Origin of the sequence: Rhizobium sp. SYY.PMSO, assembly GCF_046840415.1 — a bacterium.
Lineage (GTDB): Bacteria > Pseudomonadota > Alphaproteobacteria > Rhizobiales > Rhizobiaceae > Rhizobium.
The window spans coordinates 1,119,708-1,141,042 of sequence record NZ_CP177351.1; the positions used below are offsets into that span (position 1 = coordinate 1,119,708).

The window sequence follows — 21,335 nt, forward strand, 5'->3', positions numbered from 1 at the left end:
TCACGCCGCCTGCGAGAGACGACGCTTTCTCGGCGTCACATGGCTGACAAAGGATAACCGTGTCCTTCCCGGAATGTTCCGGAGCTGAGGGGTGCCGGGTGCCTGGTGCCTCGCCGTCAGGACAATTGCTTCCGATACCGCACTCGGCCCGAGGCAGACCTCCGTCCTCATGACGCCCCGGGCGCGAGGATGGGTCGATGCACGGCGGCCGCTTCCTTTGAGGCATCGCGCCGATCGCTCCGCCCCGGAACATTGCTGACCGCAATTCGTTGGGTGAACGGTTCCTGTGGCAGAAGGAGAACATCATGGCGACGGACACGAGTTTCGAAACCTCGCGTGGCGAAGGCGGCGAGACACACCAGCACATCCCCGAGAGCGGGCCGCACGATCCTGCGGACCACCTCACCACCAATCAAGGCATCCGCGTTTCAGACAACCAGAACAGCCTCAAGTCAGGCACACGCGGCCCCACGCTTCTGGAAGATTTCGTCCTGCGCGAGAAGATCTTTCATTTCGACCATGAACGCATACCGGAGAGGATCGTGCATGCGAGAGGTTCGGGCGCCCATGGCTTCTTCGAGCTTTATGAGCCGCTTTCCGATATTACGCAGGCCGATCTATTTCAGCGCAAGGGCGAGAAGACACCGGTCTTCGTCCGGTTTTCCACGGTCGCCGGTGGCGCCGGCTCGGTGGATACGCCGCGCGACGTGCGTGGTTTCGCGGTAAAATTCTACACCAAGCAGGGCAATTGGGACCTGGTCGGCAACAATATCCCGGTGTTCTTCATCCAGGATGCGATCAAGTTTCCGGATCTCATCCATGCAGTGAAGATGGAGGCCGACCGAGCCTATCCCCAAGCGGCCAGCGCTCACGATACTTTCTGGGACTGGGCGTCGCTGATGCCGGAATCGACGCATATGCTGATGTGGGCGATGTCGGATCGCGCCATCCCCCGCTCCTATCGCATGATGCAGGGCTTCGGCATTCACACCTTTCGCTTTGTCAATGATGCAGGCAAGTCTACTTTCGTCAAGTTCCACTGGCGGCCGAAGCTCGGCGTCCAGTCGCTGGTGTGGGACGAGGCACTCAAGTTGCAGGCCGCCGACAACGACTACCATCGCCGCGACCTTTTTGAAGCGATCGCTGCGGGACATTTTCCCGAGTGGGAGCTGGGGTTGCAGCTCTTCGATGAAGCCTTTGCCGAAAATCTTCCTTACGACGTTCTTGATTCCACCAAGATCATCCCGGAAGAAGTTTTGCCGTTGAAGATCGTCGGGCGGCTGGTTCTCGACCGCAACCCGGACAATTTCTTCGCCGAAACCGAGCAGGTGGCGTTCTGCCCGGCCAATATCGTGCCCGGTATCGACTTCACCAACGATCCGCTGCTGCAGGGGCGCCTCTTCAGCTATCTCGACACGCAGAAATCCCGGCTCGGAACGGCAAATTTCCATCAGTTGCCCATCAATGCGCCGAAATGTCCCATCATGAATTTCCAGCGTGACGGCCAGATGCAAATGAACGTTCCCACAGGCCGGGCCAATTACGAACCGAACAGCCTGGGCGACACCGGCGAAGCCGCCGGGCCGCGCGAGTGTCCGGTGACGGGGTTCCGCACCTACGAGCAGGCGTCGGGACCGATGGAACAAGGTGACAAGCTGCGCGTGCGTGGCGAACTGTTTGCCGACCATTACAGCCAGGCGCGCCTTTTCTGGAAATCCCAGACACTATCGGAACAAGCCCATATCGCCTCGGCTTTCGTCTTCGAGCTGTCGAAAGTACAGCTGCCACAGGTGCCTCCGCGCATGGTCGGCAATCTCATGAATGTCGATGCCGGCCTTGCCAATCGCGTCGCCGCCGGCCTCGGGCTTGCCGGACCGAGCAAGAATCCGCCTGCACGCCAGCCGGTCGAGCTCGACGCATCCGCGGCGCTTTCCATCCACAAGATCATGAAGGAGACTCTGGAAGGACGGCAGATCGGCATTCTGATCGCCGATGGAAGCGACGCCAAGGCGATTTCCGACCTTGTCGGCGCATTGAATGACGCCAAGGCGCGGCCTTTCATCGTCGCTCCTAAAGTCGGAGAGACGAAGCTCTCCGACGGCAATACGATCCGGGCGGATGGCCAACTCCTCGGTTCGCCATCGCAGCTCTTCGACGCCGTCGCCGTCATTCTTTCCAAGGAAGGAGCAGCCTCCCTGGCGAAGGAAGGAGCGGCGGTTCAATGGGTCATGGATGCATTCGGTCATCTGAAGGCCATCGGCCATGATGCCGAGGCGAACGCGCTTCTCGACAAGGCCGGCGTTCAACCTGATGCCGGCGTGGTCGATCTCGGTTCATTCCTAAGGGCCGCGACCAAACGCTATTGGGATCGCGAACCGCGGATCCGCACGCTCGCCTGACAAACGGCCAGCCTCGGCGCCGCCGAACAGCCTCCTTCGGCGGCGAGCGGCTCCTGGCCGGCCTTCGTGGTCGGCCAGGAGCCATCCTTTTATCGGCGCCGGGGGAAGACAGCGCTGAGCGCCTGCCTCAGGGTTCCTTTGACAACGCCGCCTTCTTCCGGATCTCCTTTCAGCAAGGCCGCACTCAGATTGCGCATCTGCTCGAAGGTCAGGTGCGGCGGTATAGGCGGCACTTCCGGATCGGTCTTCACCTCGAGGACGACGGGCCGCTCGGCGGCAAGCGCTTCGTCCCAGGCGGCGCCCAGCGTTTCCGGCCGATCGACGAAAATACCCTGCAGACCGATCATATCGGCAAAGCGATGATAGGCGACGTCAGGTATGCGCTGCGATGCATCGAATTTGGGATCGCCCTCCATGACGCGTTGCTCCCACGTCACCTGATTGAGATCCTCATTGTTGAAGACGCAGACGACCATGCGGGGATCGGACCATTTGCGCCAATACTTGGCCACGGTGATCAGCTCCGCCATATTGTTCATCTGCATGGCGCCATCCCCGACCAAAGCCACCACCGGCCGATCAGGATGGGCCACCTTGGCCGCGATCGCATAGGGTACCGCGGCACCCATGGAGGCAAGCCCGCCGGAAAGCGACGCCATCATGCCCCGCCGCATGCGGAGATCGCGCGCATACCAGTTGGCACATGAGCCGGAATCGCTGGTGACGATGACGCTATCCGGCAGACGGGGCGAAAGCTCCCAGACGACGCGCTGCGGGTTGACGGGATTGGCTTCGGCATGCGCCCTTGCCTCCAGCGTCCGCCACCACTCGCCGACCTTCGCCTCGATTTGCTTGCGCCAGGAAAGATCGGTCTTTTGCTTGAGAAGCGGCAGAAGCGCCAGCAAGGTGTCCCGGGCATCGCCGACAAGGTTGACTTCCATGGGATAGCGAAGCGACAGCATATCCGGGCGAAGATCGATTTGAACCCCGCGCGCGTCGCCTTCTTCAGGCAGAAACTCCGAATAGGGAAAGCCGGAGGCGACCATGAGCAACGTATCGCAGTCCCGCATCAGATCCCAGGACGGTTCCGTGCCCAGAAGCCCGATGGAACCAGTGACCCAGCCTAGATCGTCCGGCAGAGCCGCCTTGCCGAGCAGCGCTTTCGCCACGCCTGCCCCCAACCGGTCCGCGACCGAGATCACCTCTTCGGTGGCGCCGAGCGCGCCCGCGCCGACAAGCATGGCGACCCGCTTCCCGGCATTCAGGACCTCTGCCGCGCGTGCCAGATCGATGTCGTGCGGCACGGTTTTCGGCGCAGAGTAGCCGAGGCCCGACATGACCGAACCATGCTTGCGCGGCGGCGTTTCATACGGCATTTCCTGCAGGTCGTTCGGCAGGATGACGGCCGTGACCGTCTTGTTTGCCAGCGCAATGCGCACGGCGCGATCGACCAGATGGCGCACCTGAGAGGGAACCGCTGCCTGATGAACGAAATTCCCCGCGACGTCCTTGAAAAGCGAGGCGAGATCGACTTCCTGCTGGTAGTGGCCGCCAAGCGCCCGACGGGCCTGCTGACCAACGAGAGCCAGGACAGGCTGATGGTCCAGCCGCGCATCATAGAGACCAGTCACCAGATGCGTGGCGCCCGGCCCCGACGTCGCGATGCACACGCCAAGTTCGCCCGAGAACTTGGCATAGGCCGATGCCATGAAGGCGGCCATTTCCTCGTGGCGCGCCTGGATGAATTCTATTTTTCCGTCGGCCCGGTTCAAGGCGCCGAAGAGGCCATTGATGCCATCTCCAGGATAGCCGAAGATGCGTCGCACACCCCAATCGTAAAGGCGCTGTACAATGAAATCGCCAACCGTCTTTGCCATGATCCATCTCCGCTTGTTACGCGTCGTTATTCGCCGAGGCGAATGGCGATCCAACAAGCGGAGATGGCTTATGTTCCCGCGGCAGGGCCGGAGTTAGAGGAGAGGCCGCGCCCAGTAATCGACGCCGAGAAATCCGAGCAGGATCAGAAGCCAGAGAGCGGCGGCGAGCGCTGCAATGCGATTGAGCCCCGTCTCCTCGTTCAGATGCATATAGCGCCAGTAAATCATTGCGGATTTGGCAACGGCGATCGAGAGGCTGACGGCAAGGCCGGCAGAGCCGCTCAAGACGAAGCTGGCCGCAATGGTCACGCCCAGAAGGGCAAGCAGGGCGACCCAGATCATGACAAGCGGATTTGCGAGGCGCGGCATGTGAAAACTACCTCGCAAGATAAAAGACGGGATAAAGGAAGACCCAGATCACATCGACCAGGTGCCAATAGAGGCCGGCGGTGATCAGGACGATCGCCCGCTGCGGCAGCGCGATCAGGCCCCTTCCCGATCGGAACAGCAGCACGAGGAGCAGCCCGATGCCGACAGACAGGTGCACGGCATGCAGGCCGGTGGCGACCAGATAGAGATTCATGAAGAGATGCTGGATCTCGTCTGCATAACGCGCATGCATACCGGGCACCGGCAGCAGCCCTTCGGTAAATTCCAGACGATATTCATAGATCTTCATAGCCAGAAAGGCCGCACCGAGGATGATGGCTCCGGCGAGCCAGCCGGCGGTCATCTTGGCCCGGCCCTCCTTGGCACTTTCCACGCCCAGAGCGACGAAGAGGCTCGACGTGAGCAAGATAGCCGTATTGATCCCGCCGATGCCGAAATGCAATGCGCGAGAAGCCTGGACGATCTCGGGCTGATGCGCCAGACGCATGGCCGCAGCAACGCAGAACAAGCCGCCGAACAGCATGATTTCGCTGCCGAGGAAGACATACATGCCCATCATCGCGGCCCGATGCTGCTGGAAGGGATCGGTGAATGGCCCGGTGACCGGCCTTGCGTCAGACATGTCCGTCCCTCATCTCGATCTCATAGTCGTAGGGCGGCCGATCGACGGTCGGCAGCCTCTCGAAATTATGCTTCGGCGGCGGCGACGGCGTCGTCCATTCAAGCCCGGTCGCATCCCATGGGTCGTTGGGCGCCGGCTTGCCGTAGCGCATCGAATAGACGAAATAGATCAGAGGCATGACGTAAGCGATGCCGAGAACGGCGGCGCCGCCGGTCGAAACCACGTTCAGCACCTGAAACTCCGGCGGATAGACATGATAGCGCCTGGGCATTCCGAGGTAGCCGAGCAGAAATTGCGGGAAGAACGTCAGGTTGAAACCGATGAAGAAGAAAATCGCCGTGACGCGCCCCCAGGCCAGCGAATACATGCGGCCGATGATCTTAGGCCACCAGTAATGAAGTGCGCCGAAGAAGGCCGATATCGTTCCGCCGACCATGATGTAGTGGAAATGCGCGATCACGAAATAGGTATCATGTACATGAACATCAATCGCCAGCATGGCGAGCATCAGGCCGGTCAATCCGCCGAAGACGAAAAGGCCGATGAAGGTCATGGCGAAGAGAAACGGCGGATCGAGCGAGATTTGCCCTTTGAAGAGCGTTGCGGTCCAATTGTAGACCTTCACACCGGATGGAATCGCCACCGCGATGCTGAGGAAGGAAAACGCGGCGCTCGCATAGAGCGATTGCCCGGACACGAACATATGGTGGCCCCAGACGAAGAAGCCGAGGGCGGCAATCGCGATCGAGGAGCCCGCCACGAACTGATAACCGAAAATGGGCTTGTGGGCGCCCGCAGCGACGAGCTCGCTGACCACCCCTAATGCAGGCAGTACCATGATGTATACAGCCGGATGGCTGTAGAACCAGAACAGATGCTGGAACAGCAGGGGATCGCCGCCGATCGCGGGATTGAAGATGCCCAGGCCGAATAGCCGCTCGAGCGAGATGAGGACGAGCGTGATCGAGAGCACCGGTGTCGCCAGAACCAGGATCAACGACGTCGCATAGATCGACCAGACGAAAAGCGGCAACCTGCCCCATGTCATGCCGGGGCAGCGCAAGGTGTGGACGGTCACGATGAAATTCAGTCCCGTCAGGATCGACGAAAAGCCGACAATGAACACCGCGCTTGCCGCCAGAATGACATTGCCGTTGGCGTACATCGTCGAGAGCGGCGTATAGAAGGTCCATCCGGTATCCACGCCGCCCGCAATCAGAATGAATACCGTGAACAGCCCCGCGACCATATAGATATACCAGCTCAGCAGGTTCAGCCGCGGAAAGGCAAGATCCTTCGCGCCGATCATCAGGGGGATCAGGAAATTTCCGAACGTATTGGGAATCGACGGAATCAGAAAAAACCAGACCATCACGACGCCATGGATGGTGAAGGCGCGATTGTAGCCCTCGTTCGTCAGAAGATCGCCTGCGGGTGTCAGCAGATCGAGCCTGATCAGCGCTGCCGCGACCGCGCCTATGAAAAAGAAAAAAGTGATGGACAACACATAGAGAATGGCGATGCGCTTGTGGTCCGTCGTCAGCAGCCAGGACCGGAGGCTATGTCCGGCACGAAGGTAGCTGACGCGCTGCGCCACGGTTTCCTCTGCCTCGCCTTTTTGAAATTCTGCCCGCTCGAGGTGTGGGTCGGCTGCTTCCGTCATTGCGCCACCTCTGCCCGCTTCAGCGATTTGACGTAGGCGACGAGCTTCATGACATCCTCCTCGCTTAAAATATTCTGGAAGGTGGGCATGATCGGCCGGTAGCCGGCGACGATCTGCGACTGGGGCAGCAGGATGCTGTCCCGGATGTACTGATCGTCCGCGATGACGTATCCGCCGGACTGCAGAGGCACCGGATTGCCGTAGATTCCGATTAGGGAAGGCGCGTCCATGGCTGCCTCCCGGTCATGACAGCCGCTGCAGCCCCGGCTGCGAAAGAGCGCCGCTCCTTCGGCAGCAAGGCTCGTGTCGTTCGACGACCGGGCAAGCCATTCGGCGTAGTCGGCAGGGTTCATGACGATGAAGCTACCGGTCATCTCGGAATGATTGCTGCCGCAGAATTGCGAGCAAGCGATACGGTAGGTGCCCGGCTTGTCGGCGACAAACCAGCTCACCGTATATCGGCCGGGCACCACATCCTGCTTGATGCGCAGAGCCGGGATGAACAGGCTGTGGATGACATCCTGCGATGCCATCGTCAGCTTTACCGGCTGGCTGGACGGCACATGCAGCTCATTGATTTCAGCCTGCCCACCGGGATGCTGGAATTTCCACATCCATTGCTTGGCGACGACATCGATCTGCATTGCGTCGGCAGGGGGATGGTAAAGACTGGCGAACAGATCGGTCGACCAGACATAGAAGCCGAGCAAGGCAAAAAATGGAATGATCGTCCAGGAAAGCTCCAGGGGAATATTGCGGTTGGGCGCATGTCTTCGATCGGCCTTCCTGCCACGCCGGTATTTGACGACGAAGACGAGGAGCAGAATGAAAACCGGCGCCGAGAGCGCCACGATCAGCACGGTAAAGGCGATGACCAGCAGGTCGAGTTGATGACTGTAGGCCGATGCTCCAGGCGGCCAGAGCGGAATGAAACTCACGGCACCCTCCCCCTGACCTCTTTCGACCGGCGTTCGCGGCGGAGAATGGCAACAAGCGCGCTCACGCCGGCGACCGCGACGAGAGCGGATGTCAAACGAAGGGCGACCAGAATGAGCGAGGAATATCGCCCGGTGAGCGGGTCGTAGTGGTAGCACAGCACCAGAAGCTGGTCGCGCCAACTGCCGATGCGCCCGTCGCCCGCCTCGATCAGAGCCAGTTTCAGGTCCTGGCTGGTCGGCGCCAGGCCGTAAAGCCAGCGGCTCAATCTCCCATCCGGCGTCAGAACGGCCACGGCGGCCGCATGGGCATATTGGCCGATCCCGGGATCCCAGGCGTACCGATATCCGAGCGCATCGGTCACGTCGCGAATAGCCCGCTCTTCGCCCGTCAACGCATGCGCGGCATTGTTCGAGAGAGAAGGAAAGCGGCGCTTCAATTGATCGAGCGAGGCTCCGGCCTCTTTCGGCCCCTCGCGCGCATCGATGCCGAAGGCGACGATGACAAAATCAACGCCGGGCCGAAACGGCTGGCCGTCAACTGCCTCCATCAAGCCCGACAAGGTGACACCGCAGATATTGGGACAATTGTGCAGGACCGGAGCGAGCAGGATGGGCTTTCCGCCACCCAACTGCCGAAGCGACACGACGTGACCGGCCTCGTCATGGAAACGCTGGTCGAGCGGGACCGTCGCATTCGGCTTCCGTTCGATCTTGGATGCCGAGAACGGATCGAAGGCCGCTGCAGGTATCGGACTGACGAGGAGAAGCAAGCCAAGGGGCAGCATGAATGCAGCAACCTTCATCGCCCTTCCTCCCGCTCATCGGGATCCGGCCATCCGCGCGCGGCCAGGATAGCCATGGCGCGATCAATCGGGATATGCGCCGTCCGGGCCTCGCGATCGACCGAGCCGTAACCTTGCAGCCGTTGTTCTGCCCGCCGTTGAAGCAGGTCACGATCGGCAGAGGGAGACACTTCCAGGCGCGGCCCCGCCGCCTGCCGGGAACCGAACCCCGGCTGCGGTGGCCGCGGATCGGGCGTCACCCACCACAGGAGTCCAAAGGCAATGAGAACCGATAGCCCCAAACCAAGGAAAAGCCCAAGCGTCGCCAGCAGCACAAGGCGGGATGAGACATCCCTCGGCTCGAATTGCGGGGAGGAAGCCTGTCGTCCGGATTTCTTATGGAGCAGCGCGGTCATCGGGAAACCTCCGCCGCCGTGCTTGCCGCCCGCTGGACGACAACCGTTTTCGCGCGAGAAAGGATAGCAAGCGCGAGCTGTACCAGCCCCGTCAGCGACAAACAGCAGGCTATGATCGCGTAGCCGAGATGTGCCGTCAGCTGCGGCAGGATGAGCCAGGCATATTCCAGCATTCGTCCGCCAAGAATCGCCAGGGCCAGAGCGACCAACCACCGCTTCGACCGCCGGATCGGCGGAAAGAATAGAAGGAAAAGCGCTGCCAGGTGCAGTAGAGAGATCAAAACTTCGACCGAAGCCCAAATCCCTGTGCCGCGACGCTCAAACCACACCGCACCCTGGACAAGATTGCCCGACCAGATAATGAAATATTGCATGAAAGCCAAATAGGCCCAGAGCAGGATTGCCGTGATCAGCAGCGCGCCGAGCACGCTCGGCTTCGCCACGCCTCCTTCCGTCACGCTGAAAAGAATGAGCAGCGCAAGCGCGGTCAGCATCTGCCCGGCGAGGATGTAAAGCGCGAAACCGGAGGAATGGAACTGCGGATCGAGCGACATCAGCCAGTCGGTTGCCAGAATTTCCTGCAGGATAACGAAGCCGATGAGACCGGCAACGGGAAGCGCCGGGGATCGGCTGCGCGGCAATGCCTGCGCAAGCCAGCAGGCGGCCGCGAGAATGAACAGTGTCCTGAGGTCGAAGAAGAGCGGCGTCAGGAAAGCCGCTTTGAAGGTTTCCGCCGGAGGCTGCCTCGCCCACTCATAGACCGAGGACAGGCCGAACATGATCGGCAGCCACGCGATCAGCACGAGAGGCATAAGAGAGAGCACCGATTGCGCTGCATGGTCGAGGTCTCTTCGCCAGACCCCTGGAATGATGCGCATCATCATCGCCAGAGCGAGGCCGCCGAGCGGCAAGGCGCTTACGAAGCTTAGCGCTGCAAGCCATCCGAACAATGCCGGCTTGGGCGCGGCAAAAGCCATGGCAAGTGCTGCAAGGCAGAAAACCGTGCCGCTGAGCGTCAGCATCCGCGCAGGAAGGGCTTCGATCCGGCTCATGATCCCGCCCTTTTCAGCTGTGCCTGATCTTCGGGCGGCAGACCGGCAATATCGGCGCCCTGGCTAAGCTGCAACGCGCGAATATAGGCGGCGATTGCCCAGCGATCGCGCGGAGAGACGCGGTCTGCATAGGAGTACATCACGCCATGACCCTTTGAGATCACCTCCACGAAGTAGCGTGATGGCGCCTGCCGCAAACGATCGATGTGGAAGCTCGGCGGGTGGGGAAAGCCACGCGCCGGCACAGTGCCATTGCCGTAACCGGCGGCGTCATGACAGGGCGTGCAATAGATTCCAAATTCCATTCGTCCGCGCTGAAGAAGCCCGGCGCTCATGGGTGGACGATCGGCAAGGGCCGAGGCATTCTGAAGGTCGTCCCGCGCCACTGTTCCTTCCGGAGGTGCCTGCAGAGCCTTGCCATCGCCAAAAAGGGAGCTTTTCTCGTAGGAGTCGTAGCGCGGCTGATGATTCATGTCATCGCAGCCGGTGAACAGCAGGATCGTTGCCAAAACGAAGAAACGGCGTCTCATTCCGGTTGCTCCGTGTGCTCGATGGCCTCCACGCGCACAGGATCGAGATGTGCAAGGAAAACGCGCGTGCGCTTCGGATGGAAACGCCTGTCGTTGCTGAAAATGACGAGAAAGAACCTATCGGAATTCGCGAAATCAAAAGCCTCGATGTCGAAAAGCGGATGGTGCAGTCTCGGCAGCCGATTCAGAATGAGCATGCCGAAAATTGCCGACAGCACGGCGAAAAGAACGGTCATCTCGAAGGTAATCAGCATGAAGGATTGCCAAGCGTAAAGCGGCCTGCCGCCGATTTCGATTGAATAGGCGTGGTTGGTATACAGTTGCAGCCCATAGCCGAACGTTGCCCCGAAGATGCCTCCTGCCAAGGTCAGCCACGGAATGATGTTTTCTTCGAAACCGAGCGCCCCTGACAATTCTTCGACCGGATAGGGCGAGTATGCCTCCATGGCGAGGAAGCCCGCCTTGCGCGCGTGTTTCACCGCCTCGACCAGCCGCTCGGGCTTGTCGAATTCCGCAAGCAGGCCGAACAGATCGCTTCCGGGACGCGGCTCACGCATGGCGCAGATCCCCCGTTTCTCGCAAGGCCTCCTCCACCTCGAAAGCGGAGATGACAGGCAGGAAGCGCACGAAGAGGAGGAACGGCGTCAGAAAGACGCCGAGCATGCCGGCATAGAGGCCCCATTCCCATATGCTCGGATGATACTGACCCCAGGAAGAAACGAGATAATCACGATAGAGCGACGTCGTCAGCAGCATGTAGCGCTCGAACCACATGCCGATCGTGGCAGACAGGCCGATCAGGAACAGCGCAAGCGGCTTGCATCGCACGCTTTTGAACCACAGCAGCTGCAGCGGCACGAAATTGAGGACGACGGCTCCCCAATAGCTGAAGGAATAGGCGCCGGTCAGCCGATCCATCAGGGTCCCGATCTCCTGCGGATCGCCTCCATAAAGGCTGTCGAACACCTCGGCGACGTACCCATAGGCCGTCATCAGGCCGGTCGCGAGCAAGAAGCGTCCCAGCAAGTCCAGATGACGGCCGGTGACCAGCATTCCGAGGCCAAGCGCATGGCGCAAGACGACCGCGATCATGGCGACGACGGCGAAACCTGAAAAGGCCGCTCCAAGCACGAAATAGGGCGGAAAGACGGTGGAGGTCCAGCCGGGGATCGGGCCGGCCGCAAAGAGGAGCGAGATTTCGGAGTGGACGGAAACCACCAGCGGGACCGCAATCGCCGCCGTCAGCCGATAGGCCTGGTTCCATCTTGCCCAGTGCCTCGCAGAACCCCGCCAGCCGAGCGCCGCAATGCCGTAAACCACCTGCTGCCAACGCCGCTTCGCCCGGTCGCGTACTGCCGCCAGATCGGGGATGATGCCAATGTACCAGAACAGTATTGAAACGGTGAGATAGGTAAGGACGGCGAAGAAATCCCAGCTCAAAGGGCTCTTGAACTGCGGCGAGATCGTCATCGTATTCGGATAGGGAGCGATCCAATAGAAGAACCAGGGTCGGCCAAGATGCAGGATCGGATAAAGCCCCGCACAGACGACAGCAAACAGCGTCATCGCTTCGGCGAAGCGGTTGAGCGAATTGCGCCAGTGGGCGCCCAGCAAAAGCAGGAGCGCCGAGATCAGCGTGCCGGCATGGCCGATGCCGAGAAACCAGATATAGTTGGCAATCGCCAAACCCCAGTTGACGGGAATATTGTTGCCCCACACGCCGACGCCGTAAATCAGAAGCACCGTCGCCGATATGGCGAAGGACAAGAGCAGCAGCAGCGAAAACGCGAAACATACCCACCATGCGCCCGGCGCCGGATATTTCAGCGGGATCCGGGTGATGCGGGCAGTCGCCGACGCATCCCGATTGCGAATCTTCGCGCTCATCCCGCCGCCTCCACCTTCGCGATCGCCGAATCCTCGATACGGGCGAGATAGGTCGTTCGTGGCCGCGTATTGGCCTCTTCGAGCAGGCTGTAGTCGCGCGAGCCGGCTTTGCGGCGGCTGACGGCGGAATTGGGATCGGCGACATTGCCGAACGAGATCGCCTGCGTTGGACAGGCTTGCTGGCAGGCGGTGACAATCTCGCCGTCGCGGATCGGCCTCCCGTCCTTGTCGGCCACAATTCGCGCCTCGGCGATACGCTGGACGCAATAGGTGCATTTTTCCATGACGCCGCGGCTGCGCACCGTCACGTCGGGATTGCGCATGGCCTTGACGGAGTCCGTGTCGCCTTCGGTAAAATCGAACCAGTTGAAACGACGGACCTTATAGGGACAGTAGGACGAGCAAGTGCGCGTGCCGATACAACGATTATAGATCTGCAGGTTCAGGCCATCGATGCTATGGACGGCCGCATTGACGGGGCAACCCATCTCGCAAGGCGCCTGCTCGCAATGCATGCAGGGAACCGGCTGAAAATAGGATTTCGGTGCCGTTACGTCCCCTTCATGATAATGATCGATCCGCAACCAATGCATTTGCCGCCCCTCCGCGACGAGATCCTTGCCGACAACCGGAATATTGTTTTCTGCTTGGCAGGCGGTGACGCAGGCATTGCAGCCGATGCAGAGGTCGAGGTCGATCGACATCCCCCAGGATGGGTCCGACATCGGCCGATCCGGATAGAGCGACGGCGGCTTGAGCTTGCGGCTCGCCCGGGATTGGGGATCGAGCTCACCGGTTTCCACGGTTCGAATGAAATCGAAACCGTCGATCGCTTGATGTAATTGTGTCGTCGCCACCTGCAATGTGTTGCCGGTCGGCTCGATGGTGACGCCGGGAATATGCCATAGCGCGCTCGATCGTCGAAGAGTGTACGCGTCATAGCCAAGGCCTGCGGCAATGGAGTCCTTCAACTCCCGCCCGTAACCAAGTGTGACGGTTATCGTATCTTCCTCCTGGCCCGGCATGATCCACACCGGCCCGGTAATGGCAGCTCTATCCGCCATCAACCGGACTTCGGCGCCGTTCTCCAGCTGCCTCCGGGATGCAAGCTGCGGACTGATGAGGATCGCGTTGCCCCATGTGATCTTCGTCAGTGGTCGCGGCGTTTCCTGCGCCCAGGCATTTTCGGAGAGAGTGCCGTCCCAAACACCCGCATCAGGGCGGATGGCCAAATTCAGGCCGGAGCCGGAAACGGCGGCTGCCGATGGAATGGTTCGGTCGAGAACGGCAGGGCTGACCGGTGATGCGGCCGTGTCCGAAACAAAACCGCGATTGAGCGCATCGCGCCATCGTTCGTCGAACGCCTGCCCCCATGCTGTTCGCCATGTCTCCTGTACCAGATCCCGATCGGTGGCAGCGCGTGCCATTAGATTTTCAAGCACGACATGGGCCGACCGTACGGCATAGAAGGGCCGGACCAGAGGCTGACAGATGATGGTGCTGCCATCGACGGCATGTCCGTCGCTCCAGCTCTCCAGATCATGTTGAAGCGGCACATGCCAATGAGAAAAGGAGGCGGTCTCATCGACATAGAGACCCGCGTGAATGCGCAGCTTCACCTTCTGCAACGCATCGCGAAACCCGAGATCGGCCGGCGCGTGATAGGCGGGATTGGCGCCGATGATCGCCAGCGTGGAAACCTTGCCGGCCTGCATATCGGCTGCGAGCGCATCGAGCGATCGAGACCCATCCGGCGCCGGCGCGATGATCGGGTCCAGGAAACGCAGCGTATTTCCCAAGCTTCCCAACCTCTCGTTGATCAGGAGGCCAAGCGTCTGGAGATCGGCATCATGATGCGCTCCGATCAATATCAAACCCTTAGATTTCGATGTTCGGAGAGCAGACGAGGCACTGGCGACCCACCGGCGCTCATGCTCGACAAGGCTGACCTCGCCGAGACCTTCAAAGCCGATCTCGGATCCGATGGCCCGCAGCAAACGATCCATCGCGGAATGAGACGCGCTCAGGCGCATATCGGCAACAGTGCCCGTGAGCGAGGGTGTCGGTTCGGCAACGAACAGCCGGCACCCCCCCTGTTTCTCCTGGCGCAGCCGCCGACGGTCGGCGAAGGACCGGGCATTGGCGGTCTGGAATGGACCGGGGCCGAGAAAGTCATCATCGAGGCTCACGATGGTTTCCGCGGCAGCGAATGCCGGCTGGAAAATCAATTGCCGTCCAAAAACACGCTGCGTGGCGTCCAATCGCGCCGCGTCGGGCAAAGGGTCGCAAACATGCCAGCGGGCCTTCGGCCAGCGCCTCATCATGGCCTCGATCCGGATATGCATCGTCGGTGAACTGAAAGGGGTGGTCAGAACGCGGAAACCTTGTCCCTGAACCGTATCGAGCGCGCTGGCGTTTGCGGCCATCTCGGCATCAAACGCCTCCCAATCAGCGGGCTTGCCCAGATGAAGCGGCGTTTGCGAGCGGCCAGGATCGTACAGGCCGAGCAGCGCCGCCTGCGTAAAAGCATCGGTCGCGCCGCGAGACGCCGGATGATCGGGATTTCCCTCCAGTTTAACCGGCCTGCCGGCAAAGGTCTTGCCAAGAACGGGTTGCACGTAGCCGGCAAAGGTCACGGCAGTCGCATACCATTTCGCGATTCCGACAGTAATGCCCTCGGGCGACTCAACGTAGGGAAGCGCCTCCTCATCCTCCTCGCCCTTGCAGGCCGAGAGCCCGGAAAGCGCAAGCGAGGCGGCCATGACCTTCAATAGCGACCGCCGATCGATATTGATGCCGTTGCTGTGCAGCATTGGAAATTCACGCCTTGAAAATCGATGAAACTCCTCGGTATTGGCAAGTTCTTCCAGAGCGCGCCAGAAATGCCTGCCCGTTTTGCCGGCGAGACGTTCGCGGATGGCATCCTTTGAAACTGGGCGCTCGGTCATGGGCTCACCTGTGACAGATGTTGCATTGGATAAGCTTCGTCGGTTCGATCCCGTAGGCCTTCATCACCTGCTCACCGAAATCCTTGTGTTGTTCCGGGGCGGCCTCCCAGTCGGACCAATCCATGCGCGTCACCTGATCGGGGGGCCGCAGATTTGGCGCCGGGTTTCGGTGGCAATCCAGGCACCATTGCATCTGGAAAGGGTGTGCACGGGACATCAGCGGCATCCGGTCGACCCGCCCGTGGCAGGTCACGCAGGCAACGCCGCGGGCGACGTGGATCGAATGATTGAAGTAGACATAATCAGGCAGTCGGCTCACACGGTTCCATATCAGCGGTACGTTGGCTGCAAGGCTATGGCGCACGGCGGCGAGCATCTTCGCGCCCGTCCAGATCTGCGAATGACAGCTCATGCAGATATGGGTCGCGGGCAGGCCCGCGCGGGCGCTTGTCTCGACAGAGGTGTGACAATAGCGACAGTCGATGCCGAGACCCGCCACATGATGCTCGTGACTGAAGGGAACGGGTTGGTCCTGTACCCAACCAACCAGCGTGCCGTAGCTGGAGCTGGCATAACCGCCGACGAACAGAACCGGCAGAAACATCAAAATAACGGCGGCGAGCAGGGATGCGCGCAGTCTCGTATCAGCAGATGCCGTGAAAATCTGCGTCACCGAATTCCCCTGGATTTGCTCTTGCAATGTTCCAAACGAGAACCCGAGTTGAAAGTTCCCGTTCCGGCGTCGCTCTCGCAGGCTTACTCAAGCCGCGCACGTTGCAGCCTTGTCGGGGAACAACGCACCGCCCCGCGGGTTTCAAGGCGATGGCAAGATGTCGGGAACCCGGCCTGGTCAAAGGAGAAACGACAATGAAACATCAACAGCCACGAGACGGCGCGCCGGGGACGACAGATCAATCGCCGCGATGGGAAGGACCGGCCGGCTCGAAGCCCGCCGGCTATCTTCCCGCCAAGGATGGTGGAGAAAAGGCACGCGACGCCCGCGGCGAAAATATTGACCATCCCCGCAAACGCCGCGTCGCCGACGCTTTCAAACAAAAAGGCGATGACGAATCGCGAGACGGCTGAAGCGGCTTCCGCCGGCGAAGTGCTTCATACGCGCTTGTCCGCCGCAGCCCCGATCCATGTCAATAAGGGATGGAACAATGCCTGAGCACGAAACAAGGAAATGGTCGCATCATGTGACGGAAAGTAGCGATTCCCTCGATCTCGAGAAGGGCGTGTTCAAGAAGGGTAGCGCCAAGGAGATCGCCTCCTCCCTGAAGCAATCCGCCGAACATAGCAAACGGCGTAAAGCCCGCCCGTTTCAATCCGCCATGTCAATGCTGAACTTCTATATCAATCGAGCGGGCGATCAGCTTTCGAAATCGCGGCGCGCGACATTGGAAAAGGCGAAGAAAGAACTTCGGAAGGACTTTGGCCGGGAGCCTTGACGCGAGATGCGCGCCGTTTCCCGGCCGACCGACAGACACGCCCTTATCCTTGACCCGGATATTCGTTCTCGTTCAGCAATCTCGCCAGATGCGCTGTATTGCGCGCCAGCATCTTGACCGCCTTGGCGACGTTATCCGGAACTGCGTCCAGATCAACGAAGTTCGTGCTCCCCATGGCCTCCCCTACCCAATAGGCGACAGCGTTGGCCGGGATCGTGAAGCCGACATCATTGAGTGCCTGGTAAAGCTCTGCGGAGACATGATGGGCACCGTCCTCGTTGCCGACCACCGCCACTGCGGCGACGCGGCCATACGACACCATTCGGCCCTTGTCGTCCGTTTCCGACAGAAAGGCATCCATGCGCTCCAACGCGCGTTTCGCGACGCTCGACGGCTGTCCCATCCAGATCGGCGTACCGATGATCAGAATGTTCGCCTCCAGAATCATTCGGCGGATTTTCGGCCAATCGTCTGTCGGCCCCTGATCGGATGTGACGCCGGGCAGAACATTAAAGTCGGCAAGGCGAATTGTGGTCGACTCCACCTTTTCGCCGGCAAGCGCCTCCGCCACAAGCGCAAGCATTCGGCCTGTGGAGGATGGCTCCTTGTCAGGGGAGGTCTTCAAAGTTGCGTTCAGGGCTAGCGCCTTCAGGCTCATCATCGTTCTCCTCGGGTTGGGCCGATGATCTAACCGCGAAGGGAGGGTAGCGTTCCCGAAGAACCAGGCAGGCAGATCAGATTGGTGGCAGAGCGCTTCAGTTGCAGTCGAAGCGGCAGAGAGACGGGGCGTTACAGACGATGTCTATTTCTATTCGTAACCTCAAGCAGCACACGCAGACCATGCTCATATTTTGCCCTGCTTTGGCCGGTCTGCTCGCTTTGCCAAAGGTTGTCTTCGAGATCGGCGCGTTTGACCGTCAGCGCCAGGGCGTTCGACGCTGCGCGGTTGATGAATTCATCATCCGCTTCATCCGGGCGTCGCGTCAGCGCTTCGACGGCGGAGACAATCCGCGTCGGAAAGCCTTCTTCTCGCAAGCGATCCGGCGTCCAATCCTTTCCTTTCTCGACAACGTCGTGAAGATAGGCGACCGTACGGGCTTCATCACCGGAAACAAGAAGCGCAATCCGTTGGCAATGTTCGAAGTACGGCCGACCGGTCTTATCGGTTTGACCCTCATGAGCCTTGAGTGCGATCTTGATGGCCTCGTCGAGAAGTGTCATGGCGAAAGGTTTTCCAGAGTTTCGGTATTGTGACCTGAGGTTGCGCCGGCGCACTGCCGGAGCCGCTTGCAAAAGGCGAAGCGTGCAATCAACCCTGCCGGTCGTGGAATGTTCCAGCCGGCATCAATGAGCAGAGAAACGCATCTTTCACATGGCATTCGGGATCCTGCCATGCTGACGCCGAATTTCTCTGCTGATAGCTGGCGCGAGCTTTGGAAGGGCGCGCCATGGAATTCCTTAATCGTCACATTGATCGACCGTTGCTTCTTGCAGCGGCGGCGGCCATGCGGATTTGGCATGAACGCACAGGTCATCCTCCCCAGAAGCTTGCACCCCTTTGGAACATTATCGTCATTTTCATCCTGCTCTCGGCAAGCAGCCTGCTGCTTGACGGCACCATCTATATTTTCGCGCTTGGCACACTCCTGATGCTTTGTGCGCCGTCCCTTCATCTGCTGGCATTTGCCCGGATCAGCCAGGACTACGATATACGGTCCTATCGCGCGCTGGCCGCCAGGGCCGCGCGCAAGCGCGAGGCAGAATGGGCCACACGCCTGACGGTCTTGCTCACCGGCGCCGCTTTTCCCTTTTGCGTGCCGGCGAGCGATGAGGCAGCAGGTCTCTTCCTGCTTGGCGCCAGCCTCTGGTTCGTGCTGACGGCACCGGCGAAAATGTACTTCGATGCCGCCGACCCCCCGCCGCCCGCTGGGGGTGGCCAGAAGGCATCGTCACGACAACGGATATTCGCAGGCTGACGCCGCCTCCGATTTTTGGAACAAAGAACTATCAGCTCCGTTCTCCATCCAGCAAACAATGGAGAGTAAGATGCTTTATTATGCCTTGGTATTCCTCGTCGTCGCCTTGATCGCAGGCGCCCTTGGATTCGGTGGGATCGCGGGTGCGTCGGCCTCTATCGCACAGGTCCTGTTCTTTATCTTCCTCATCTTCTTCGTCGTTTCGCTCGTCATGAATGTGATGAGACGCTGACGCGGGATGCGAGTGCAGGCCCCCTGAAGCGCAAAGCCGCTTTCACAGGGACGGCGGGATGGCCTTGACGCTATTATTCAATGCCGCCTCTACGACGATTGCGCTTTGAAAATGGAACGCTCGGGACTTTCCGGAGTTCGGATATCGAAGAAAGGAGAGTGCCATGAAGCGTTTCATTCTCACCGCAGCAATAGTTTCCCTCGCCGCGGCGGCATTTGCCCAATCAGCTGCCGAAAAGACAGGCGTCAATTCCCTGGTCGGCATCGCGCCCACAACGCAGGATTTCGTCAACGAGGCCGCAAGCAGCGACATGTTCGAAATCGAAGCCAGCAAGCTCGCCTTGCAGCGTGGCGATAAGCAGACGAAGGCCTTTGCCCAGCAGATGGTCGACGATCACCAAAAGACAACAATGCAATTGAAAGATCTGGTGACGAGCGGCAAGGCAAATGCAACCCTTCCCCCGGATATGACCTCCAACCAGAAAAAGATGTTGGCGAGACTCCAGAAGCTGAATGGAAAGGAATTCATTCAACGCTATGATTCCGATCAACGTTCTGCGCATGCAAGTGCCGTCGACCTTTTCAAGCGATACGGTGAAAAAGGCGACAACCCAGCCTTGAAGGCATGGGCTGCCAATACGCGGCCTACTCTCGAACATCACCTGCAGATGGCCAAGCAATTGGGGAAGTAGCATCGTTCTGATCGTCCGATCGAAACGGGAATTCAGCGATCGTTCCGCAGCAGGCCGGTGATCCTGGCGCCTCGGTCCTTTCACTTTGTCTCCGGTTGCGGCCCGTATGCGCCGCCCTCCGGCGCGAGAATTTCTTGCCGCATAGCGAGCCTGCGTACCTGTCATGGCTGTTGCGCCGTTCAAATCGAGCAGGCTGCGCCCTTCCGTTTCCCGGCCCTTGCCGTGCCCACTCCATCCCGCAAGGGCAACCGTTCGGCGCAGCTCGTATCCTCCTTCACCAGGAAGCAACCTCTCCTCGCGATAGCGCCGCTGATCTCTCCTGAGAAAATCGCCTGCGTCTGTCCGCCTCGAGATGGCGGGAGCGTCTGCCAGCGTACCTAAAATCATCCCCGAACGCGAGGGTGCTATAGAATCGGCATCCGTCCAAAAAGCTCCGGGCTTGCCGGCCAGCCCGCCTCATTTCATGCCCGATCTCCTGCGAGAGCCATGCCCGACCTAGAACGTTCAATGATAAGAAACCGGCTTCTCGCTCGTCTACCTGAGAATGAATTTCGCAAGATCAGCAAGCAGCTCGAATCCGTCAACCTCAGCCGTGGCTTCAACATTGCCGGCGCCGATAGCCCGATAGACGACGTCTATTTTCTCTGTAGCGGAATTGGGTCCGTCGTCACGGTCTCAACGGCCGATCAGCGTGCCGAGGCGGGGATGTTCGGGCGAGAGGGTTTTTCACCCATGCCGGCGGGCGTCGGGGGAACGATCAGCATCCATGAGGTTTTCATGCAGGTGGAGGGCCACGGCCTTCGAATACCCTTGCAGGCCCTTCAAGCCGCTCTCCCGAAAAATCCCGTCTTTGCAAATCTGCTGGCCCGCTTCATCCAGACTTTTGCGTCACAGATTTCCTATACCGCCTTGTGCAACGCAAATTGCCAGGTCGATGAACGGCTTGCCCGCTGGTTGCTCATGTGTCACGACAGGGTCGAAGGCGACGAGATAACCTTAACCCATGAGTTCATCTCCTCCATGCTTAGTGTGCGAAGACCGAGCATCACGACGGCATTGCATGTGCTTGAGGGCAAAAAGCTTGTGCGGGCGGAACGCGGTCGCATAACGATCCGCGATCGAAAAGGAATGGAGGAGTTCGCGGGGAGCTGCTACGGCAAGCCGGAGGCGGAATATCGCCGACTTATCGGCGATTTCTGAGGCGCCGCAGCTTGAGATGATCGCGAACCACCTGGTGGAACGAGATCGAGAATTTTAATGCATCGGCCTCATCGCGCACGTCCAGATGTTCATCGGGAACAACCTCGCCGTTCTTGATCCGAGCAGCGACAAGCTCCCGCACGGCTTTTATTGCGCTCGAACGCGCATCGTCCATCGTCGCGAACTCGTCGCCTTCGCCGTCGCGAACCACTTCGCCATTTCGACGAATATGAAAGAAGTAGCGTGTCATAGAAGCCGCTTCTATTCTTGCTTCCAAACGA

At 59.9% G+C, this 21,335-nt stretch carries 23 protein-coding genes; 7 read left to right on the forward strand and 16 right to left on the reverse strand.

Annotated features, from left to right (window positions below):
* The first annotated feature begins 305 nt into the window (after positions 1-305).
* On the forward strand, positions 306-2,399 hold the full coding sequence (locus ACJJVH_RS31830; protein WP_412066441.1) for a catalase: 2,094 nt from the start codon (positions 306-308) through the stop codon (positions 2,397-2,399).
* A gap of 89 nt (positions 2,400-2,488) precedes the next feature.
* Here ACJJVH_RS31830 and ACJJVH_RS31835 read toward each other — a convergent pair whose 3' ends face one another.
* From ACJJVH_RS31835 to ACJJVH_RS31895, 13 genes are all read right to left on the reverse strand, one after another.
* On the reverse strand, positions 2,489-4,276 hold the full coding sequence (locus ACJJVH_RS31835) for a thiamine pyrophosphate-requiring protein (RefSeq protein WP_412066442.1): 1,788 nt from the start codon (positions 4,274-4,276) through the stop codon (positions 2,489-2,491).
* Positions 4,277-4,369: 93 nt separating this feature from the next.
* The gene (locus tag ACJJVH_RS31840) at positions 4,370-4,645 is read right to left on the reverse strand and encodes a cytochrome C oxidase subunit IV family protein (protein WP_412066443.1); all 276 of its coding nucleotides are present in this window, start codon (positions 4,643-4,645) and stop codon (positions 4,370-4,372) included.
* A gap of 7 nt (positions 4,646-4,652) precedes the next feature.
* A complete protein-coding gene (locus ACJJVH_RS31845) occupies positions 4,653-5,288 on the reverse strand; it encodes a heme-copper oxidase subunit III (RefSeq protein ID WP_412066444.1) in 636 nt (211 codons plus the stop codon).
* Positions 5,281-6,951: a cbb3-type cytochrome c oxidase subunit I gene (locus tag ACJJVH_RS31850; RefSeq protein WP_412066445.1), complete on the reverse strand. Its 1,671-nt coding sequence runs from the start codon at positions 6,949-6,951 to the stop codon at positions 5,281-5,283. Before ACJJVH_RS31850 ends, ACJJVH_RS31845 begins: the two co-directional genes overlap by 8 nt.
* Positions 6,948-7,889, reverse strand: a complete 942-nt coding sequence (gene coxB, locus ACJJVH_RS31855; RefSeq protein ID WP_412066446.1) for a cytochrome c oxidase subunit II — start codon at positions 7,887-7,889, stop codon at positions 6,948-6,950. Before coxB ends, ACJJVH_RS31850 begins: the two co-directional genes overlap by 4 nt.
* On the reverse strand, positions 7,886-8,692 hold the full coding sequence (locus tag ACJJVH_RS31860; protein WP_112794891.1) for an SCO family protein: 807 nt from the start codon (positions 8,690-8,692) through the stop codon (positions 7,886-7,888). Before ACJJVH_RS31860 ends, coxB begins: the two co-directional genes overlap by 4 nt.
* Entirely contained in the window at positions 8,689-9,087 is a 399-nt protein-coding gene (locus ACJJVH_RS31865) for a hypothetical protein (RefSeq protein WP_412066447.1), read from the reverse strand. Before ACJJVH_RS31865 ends, ACJJVH_RS31860 begins: the two co-directional genes overlap by 4 nt.
* Positions 9,084-10,139, reverse strand: a complete 1,056-nt coding sequence (locus ACJJVH_RS31870) for a hypothetical protein (protein WP_412066448.1) — start codon at positions 10,137-10,139, stop codon at positions 9,084-9,086. Before ACJJVH_RS31870 ends, ACJJVH_RS31865 begins: the two co-directional genes overlap by 4 nt.
* On the reverse strand, positions 10,136-10,669 hold the full coding sequence (locus ACJJVH_RS31875; RefSeq protein ID WP_113384523.1) for a c-type cytochrome: 534 nt from the start codon (positions 10,667-10,669) through the stop codon (positions 10,136-10,138). The genes ACJJVH_RS31870 and ACJJVH_RS31875 overlap by 4 nt, the downstream gene beginning before the upstream one ends.
* Complete coding sequence (locus ACJJVH_RS31880; RefSeq protein WP_412066449.1) at positions 10,666-11,226, reverse strand: DUF3341 domain-containing protein; 561 nt, start codon at positions 11,224-11,226, stop codon at positions 10,666-10,668. The genes ACJJVH_RS31875 and ACJJVH_RS31880 overlap by 4 nt, the downstream gene beginning before the upstream one ends.
* Entirely contained in the window at positions 11,219-12,556 is a 1,338-nt protein-coding gene (gene nrfD / locus ACJJVH_RS31885; protein WP_112794886.1) for an NrfD/PsrC family molybdoenzyme membrane anchor subunit, read from the reverse strand. The genes ACJJVH_RS31880 and nrfD overlap by 8 nt, the downstream gene beginning before the upstream one ends.
* Complete coding sequence (locus tag ACJJVH_RS31890) at positions 12,553-15,504, reverse strand: TAT-variant-translocated molybdopterin oxidoreductase (protein ID WP_412066450.1); 2,952 nt, start codon at positions 15,502-15,504, stop codon at positions 12,553-12,555. The genes nrfD and ACJJVH_RS31890 overlap by 4 nt, the downstream gene beginning before the upstream one ends.
* 4 nt (positions 15,505-15,508) lie before the next feature.
* A complete protein-coding gene (locus tag ACJJVH_RS31895; protein ID WP_412066451.1) occupies positions 15,509-16,177 on the reverse strand; it encodes a cytochrome c3 family protein in 669 nt (222 codons plus the stop codon).
* Between the two features lie 194 nt (positions 16,178-16,371).
* Between ACJJVH_RS31895 and ACJJVH_RS31900 the strand changes: the two genes are divergently transcribed.
* Together ACJJVH_RS31900 and ACJJVH_RS31905 are read left to right on the forward strand one after the other, a co-directional pair.
* On the forward strand, positions 16,372-16,590 hold the full coding sequence (locus ACJJVH_RS31900; RefSeq protein ID WP_412066452.1) for a hypothetical protein: 219 nt from the start codon (positions 16,372-16,374) through the stop codon (positions 16,588-16,590).
* A 77-nt stretch (positions 16,591-16,667) separates the two neighbouring features.
* The gene (locus ACJJVH_RS31905) at positions 16,668-16,955 is read left to right on the forward strand and encodes a DUF3175 domain-containing protein (protein ID WP_412066453.1); all 288 of its coding nucleotides are present in this window, start codon (positions 16,668-16,670) and stop codon (positions 16,953-16,955) included.
* 43 nt (positions 16,956-16,998) lie between these two features.
* Here ACJJVH_RS31905 and ACJJVH_RS31910 read toward each other — a convergent pair whose 3' ends face one another.
* Together ACJJVH_RS31910 and ACJJVH_RS31915 are read right to left on the reverse strand one after the other, a co-directional pair.
* Entirely contained in the window at positions 16,999-17,613 is a 615-nt protein-coding gene (locus tag ACJJVH_RS31910) for a flavodoxin family protein (RefSeq protein WP_412066959.1), read from the reverse strand.
* 131 nt (positions 17,614-17,744) lie between these two features.
* Positions 17,745-18,176, reverse strand: a complete 432-nt coding sequence (locus ACJJVH_RS31915) for an HD domain-containing protein (protein WP_112794882.1) — start codon at positions 18,174-18,176, stop codon at positions 17,745-17,747.
* Positions 18,177-18,388: 212 nt separating this feature from the next.
* On the opposite strand from ACJJVH_RS31915, the gene ACJJVH_RS31920 reads away from it, so the two are divergent.
* The 4 genes from ACJJVH_RS31920 to ACJJVH_RS31935 all read left to right on the forward strand — a co-directional run bounded on the left by ACJJVH_RS31920 (position 18,389) and on the right by ACJJVH_RS31935 (position 21,054).
* A complete protein-coding gene (locus ACJJVH_RS31920) occupies positions 18,389-18,931 on the forward strand; it encodes a hypothetical protein (RefSeq protein WP_412066454.1) in 543 nt (180 codons plus the stop codon).
* Positions 18,932-19,001: 70 nt separating this feature from the next.
* Positions 19,002-19,163: a DUF1328 domain-containing protein gene (locus ACJJVH_RS31925; protein ID WP_015343210.1), complete on the forward strand. Its 162-nt coding sequence runs from the start codon at positions 19,002-19,004 to the stop codon at positions 19,161-19,163.
* 163 nt (positions 19,164-19,326) lie between these two features.
* A complete protein-coding gene (locus tag ACJJVH_RS31930) occupies positions 19,327-19,854 on the forward strand; it encodes a DUF4142 domain-containing protein (RefSeq protein ID WP_112794881.1) in 528 nt (175 codons plus the stop codon).
* A gap of 507 nt (positions 19,855-20,361) precedes the next feature.
* Positions 20,362-21,054, forward strand: coding sequence for a Crp/Fnr family transcriptional regulator (locus ACJJVH_RS31935; RefSeq protein WP_412066455.1), 693 nt, complete (start codon positions 20,362-20,364; stop codon positions 21,052-21,054).
* Here the strand turns inward: ACJJVH_RS31935 and ACJJVH_RS31940 are convergent.
* Entirely contained in the window at positions 21,038-21,331 is a 294-nt protein-coding gene (locus ACJJVH_RS31940) for a DUF6894 family protein (protein ID WP_162752147.1), read from the reverse strand. The genes ACJJVH_RS31935 and ACJJVH_RS31940 overlap by 17 nt on opposite strands.
* Between the last annotated feature and the right edge of the window lie 4 nt (positions 21,332-21,335).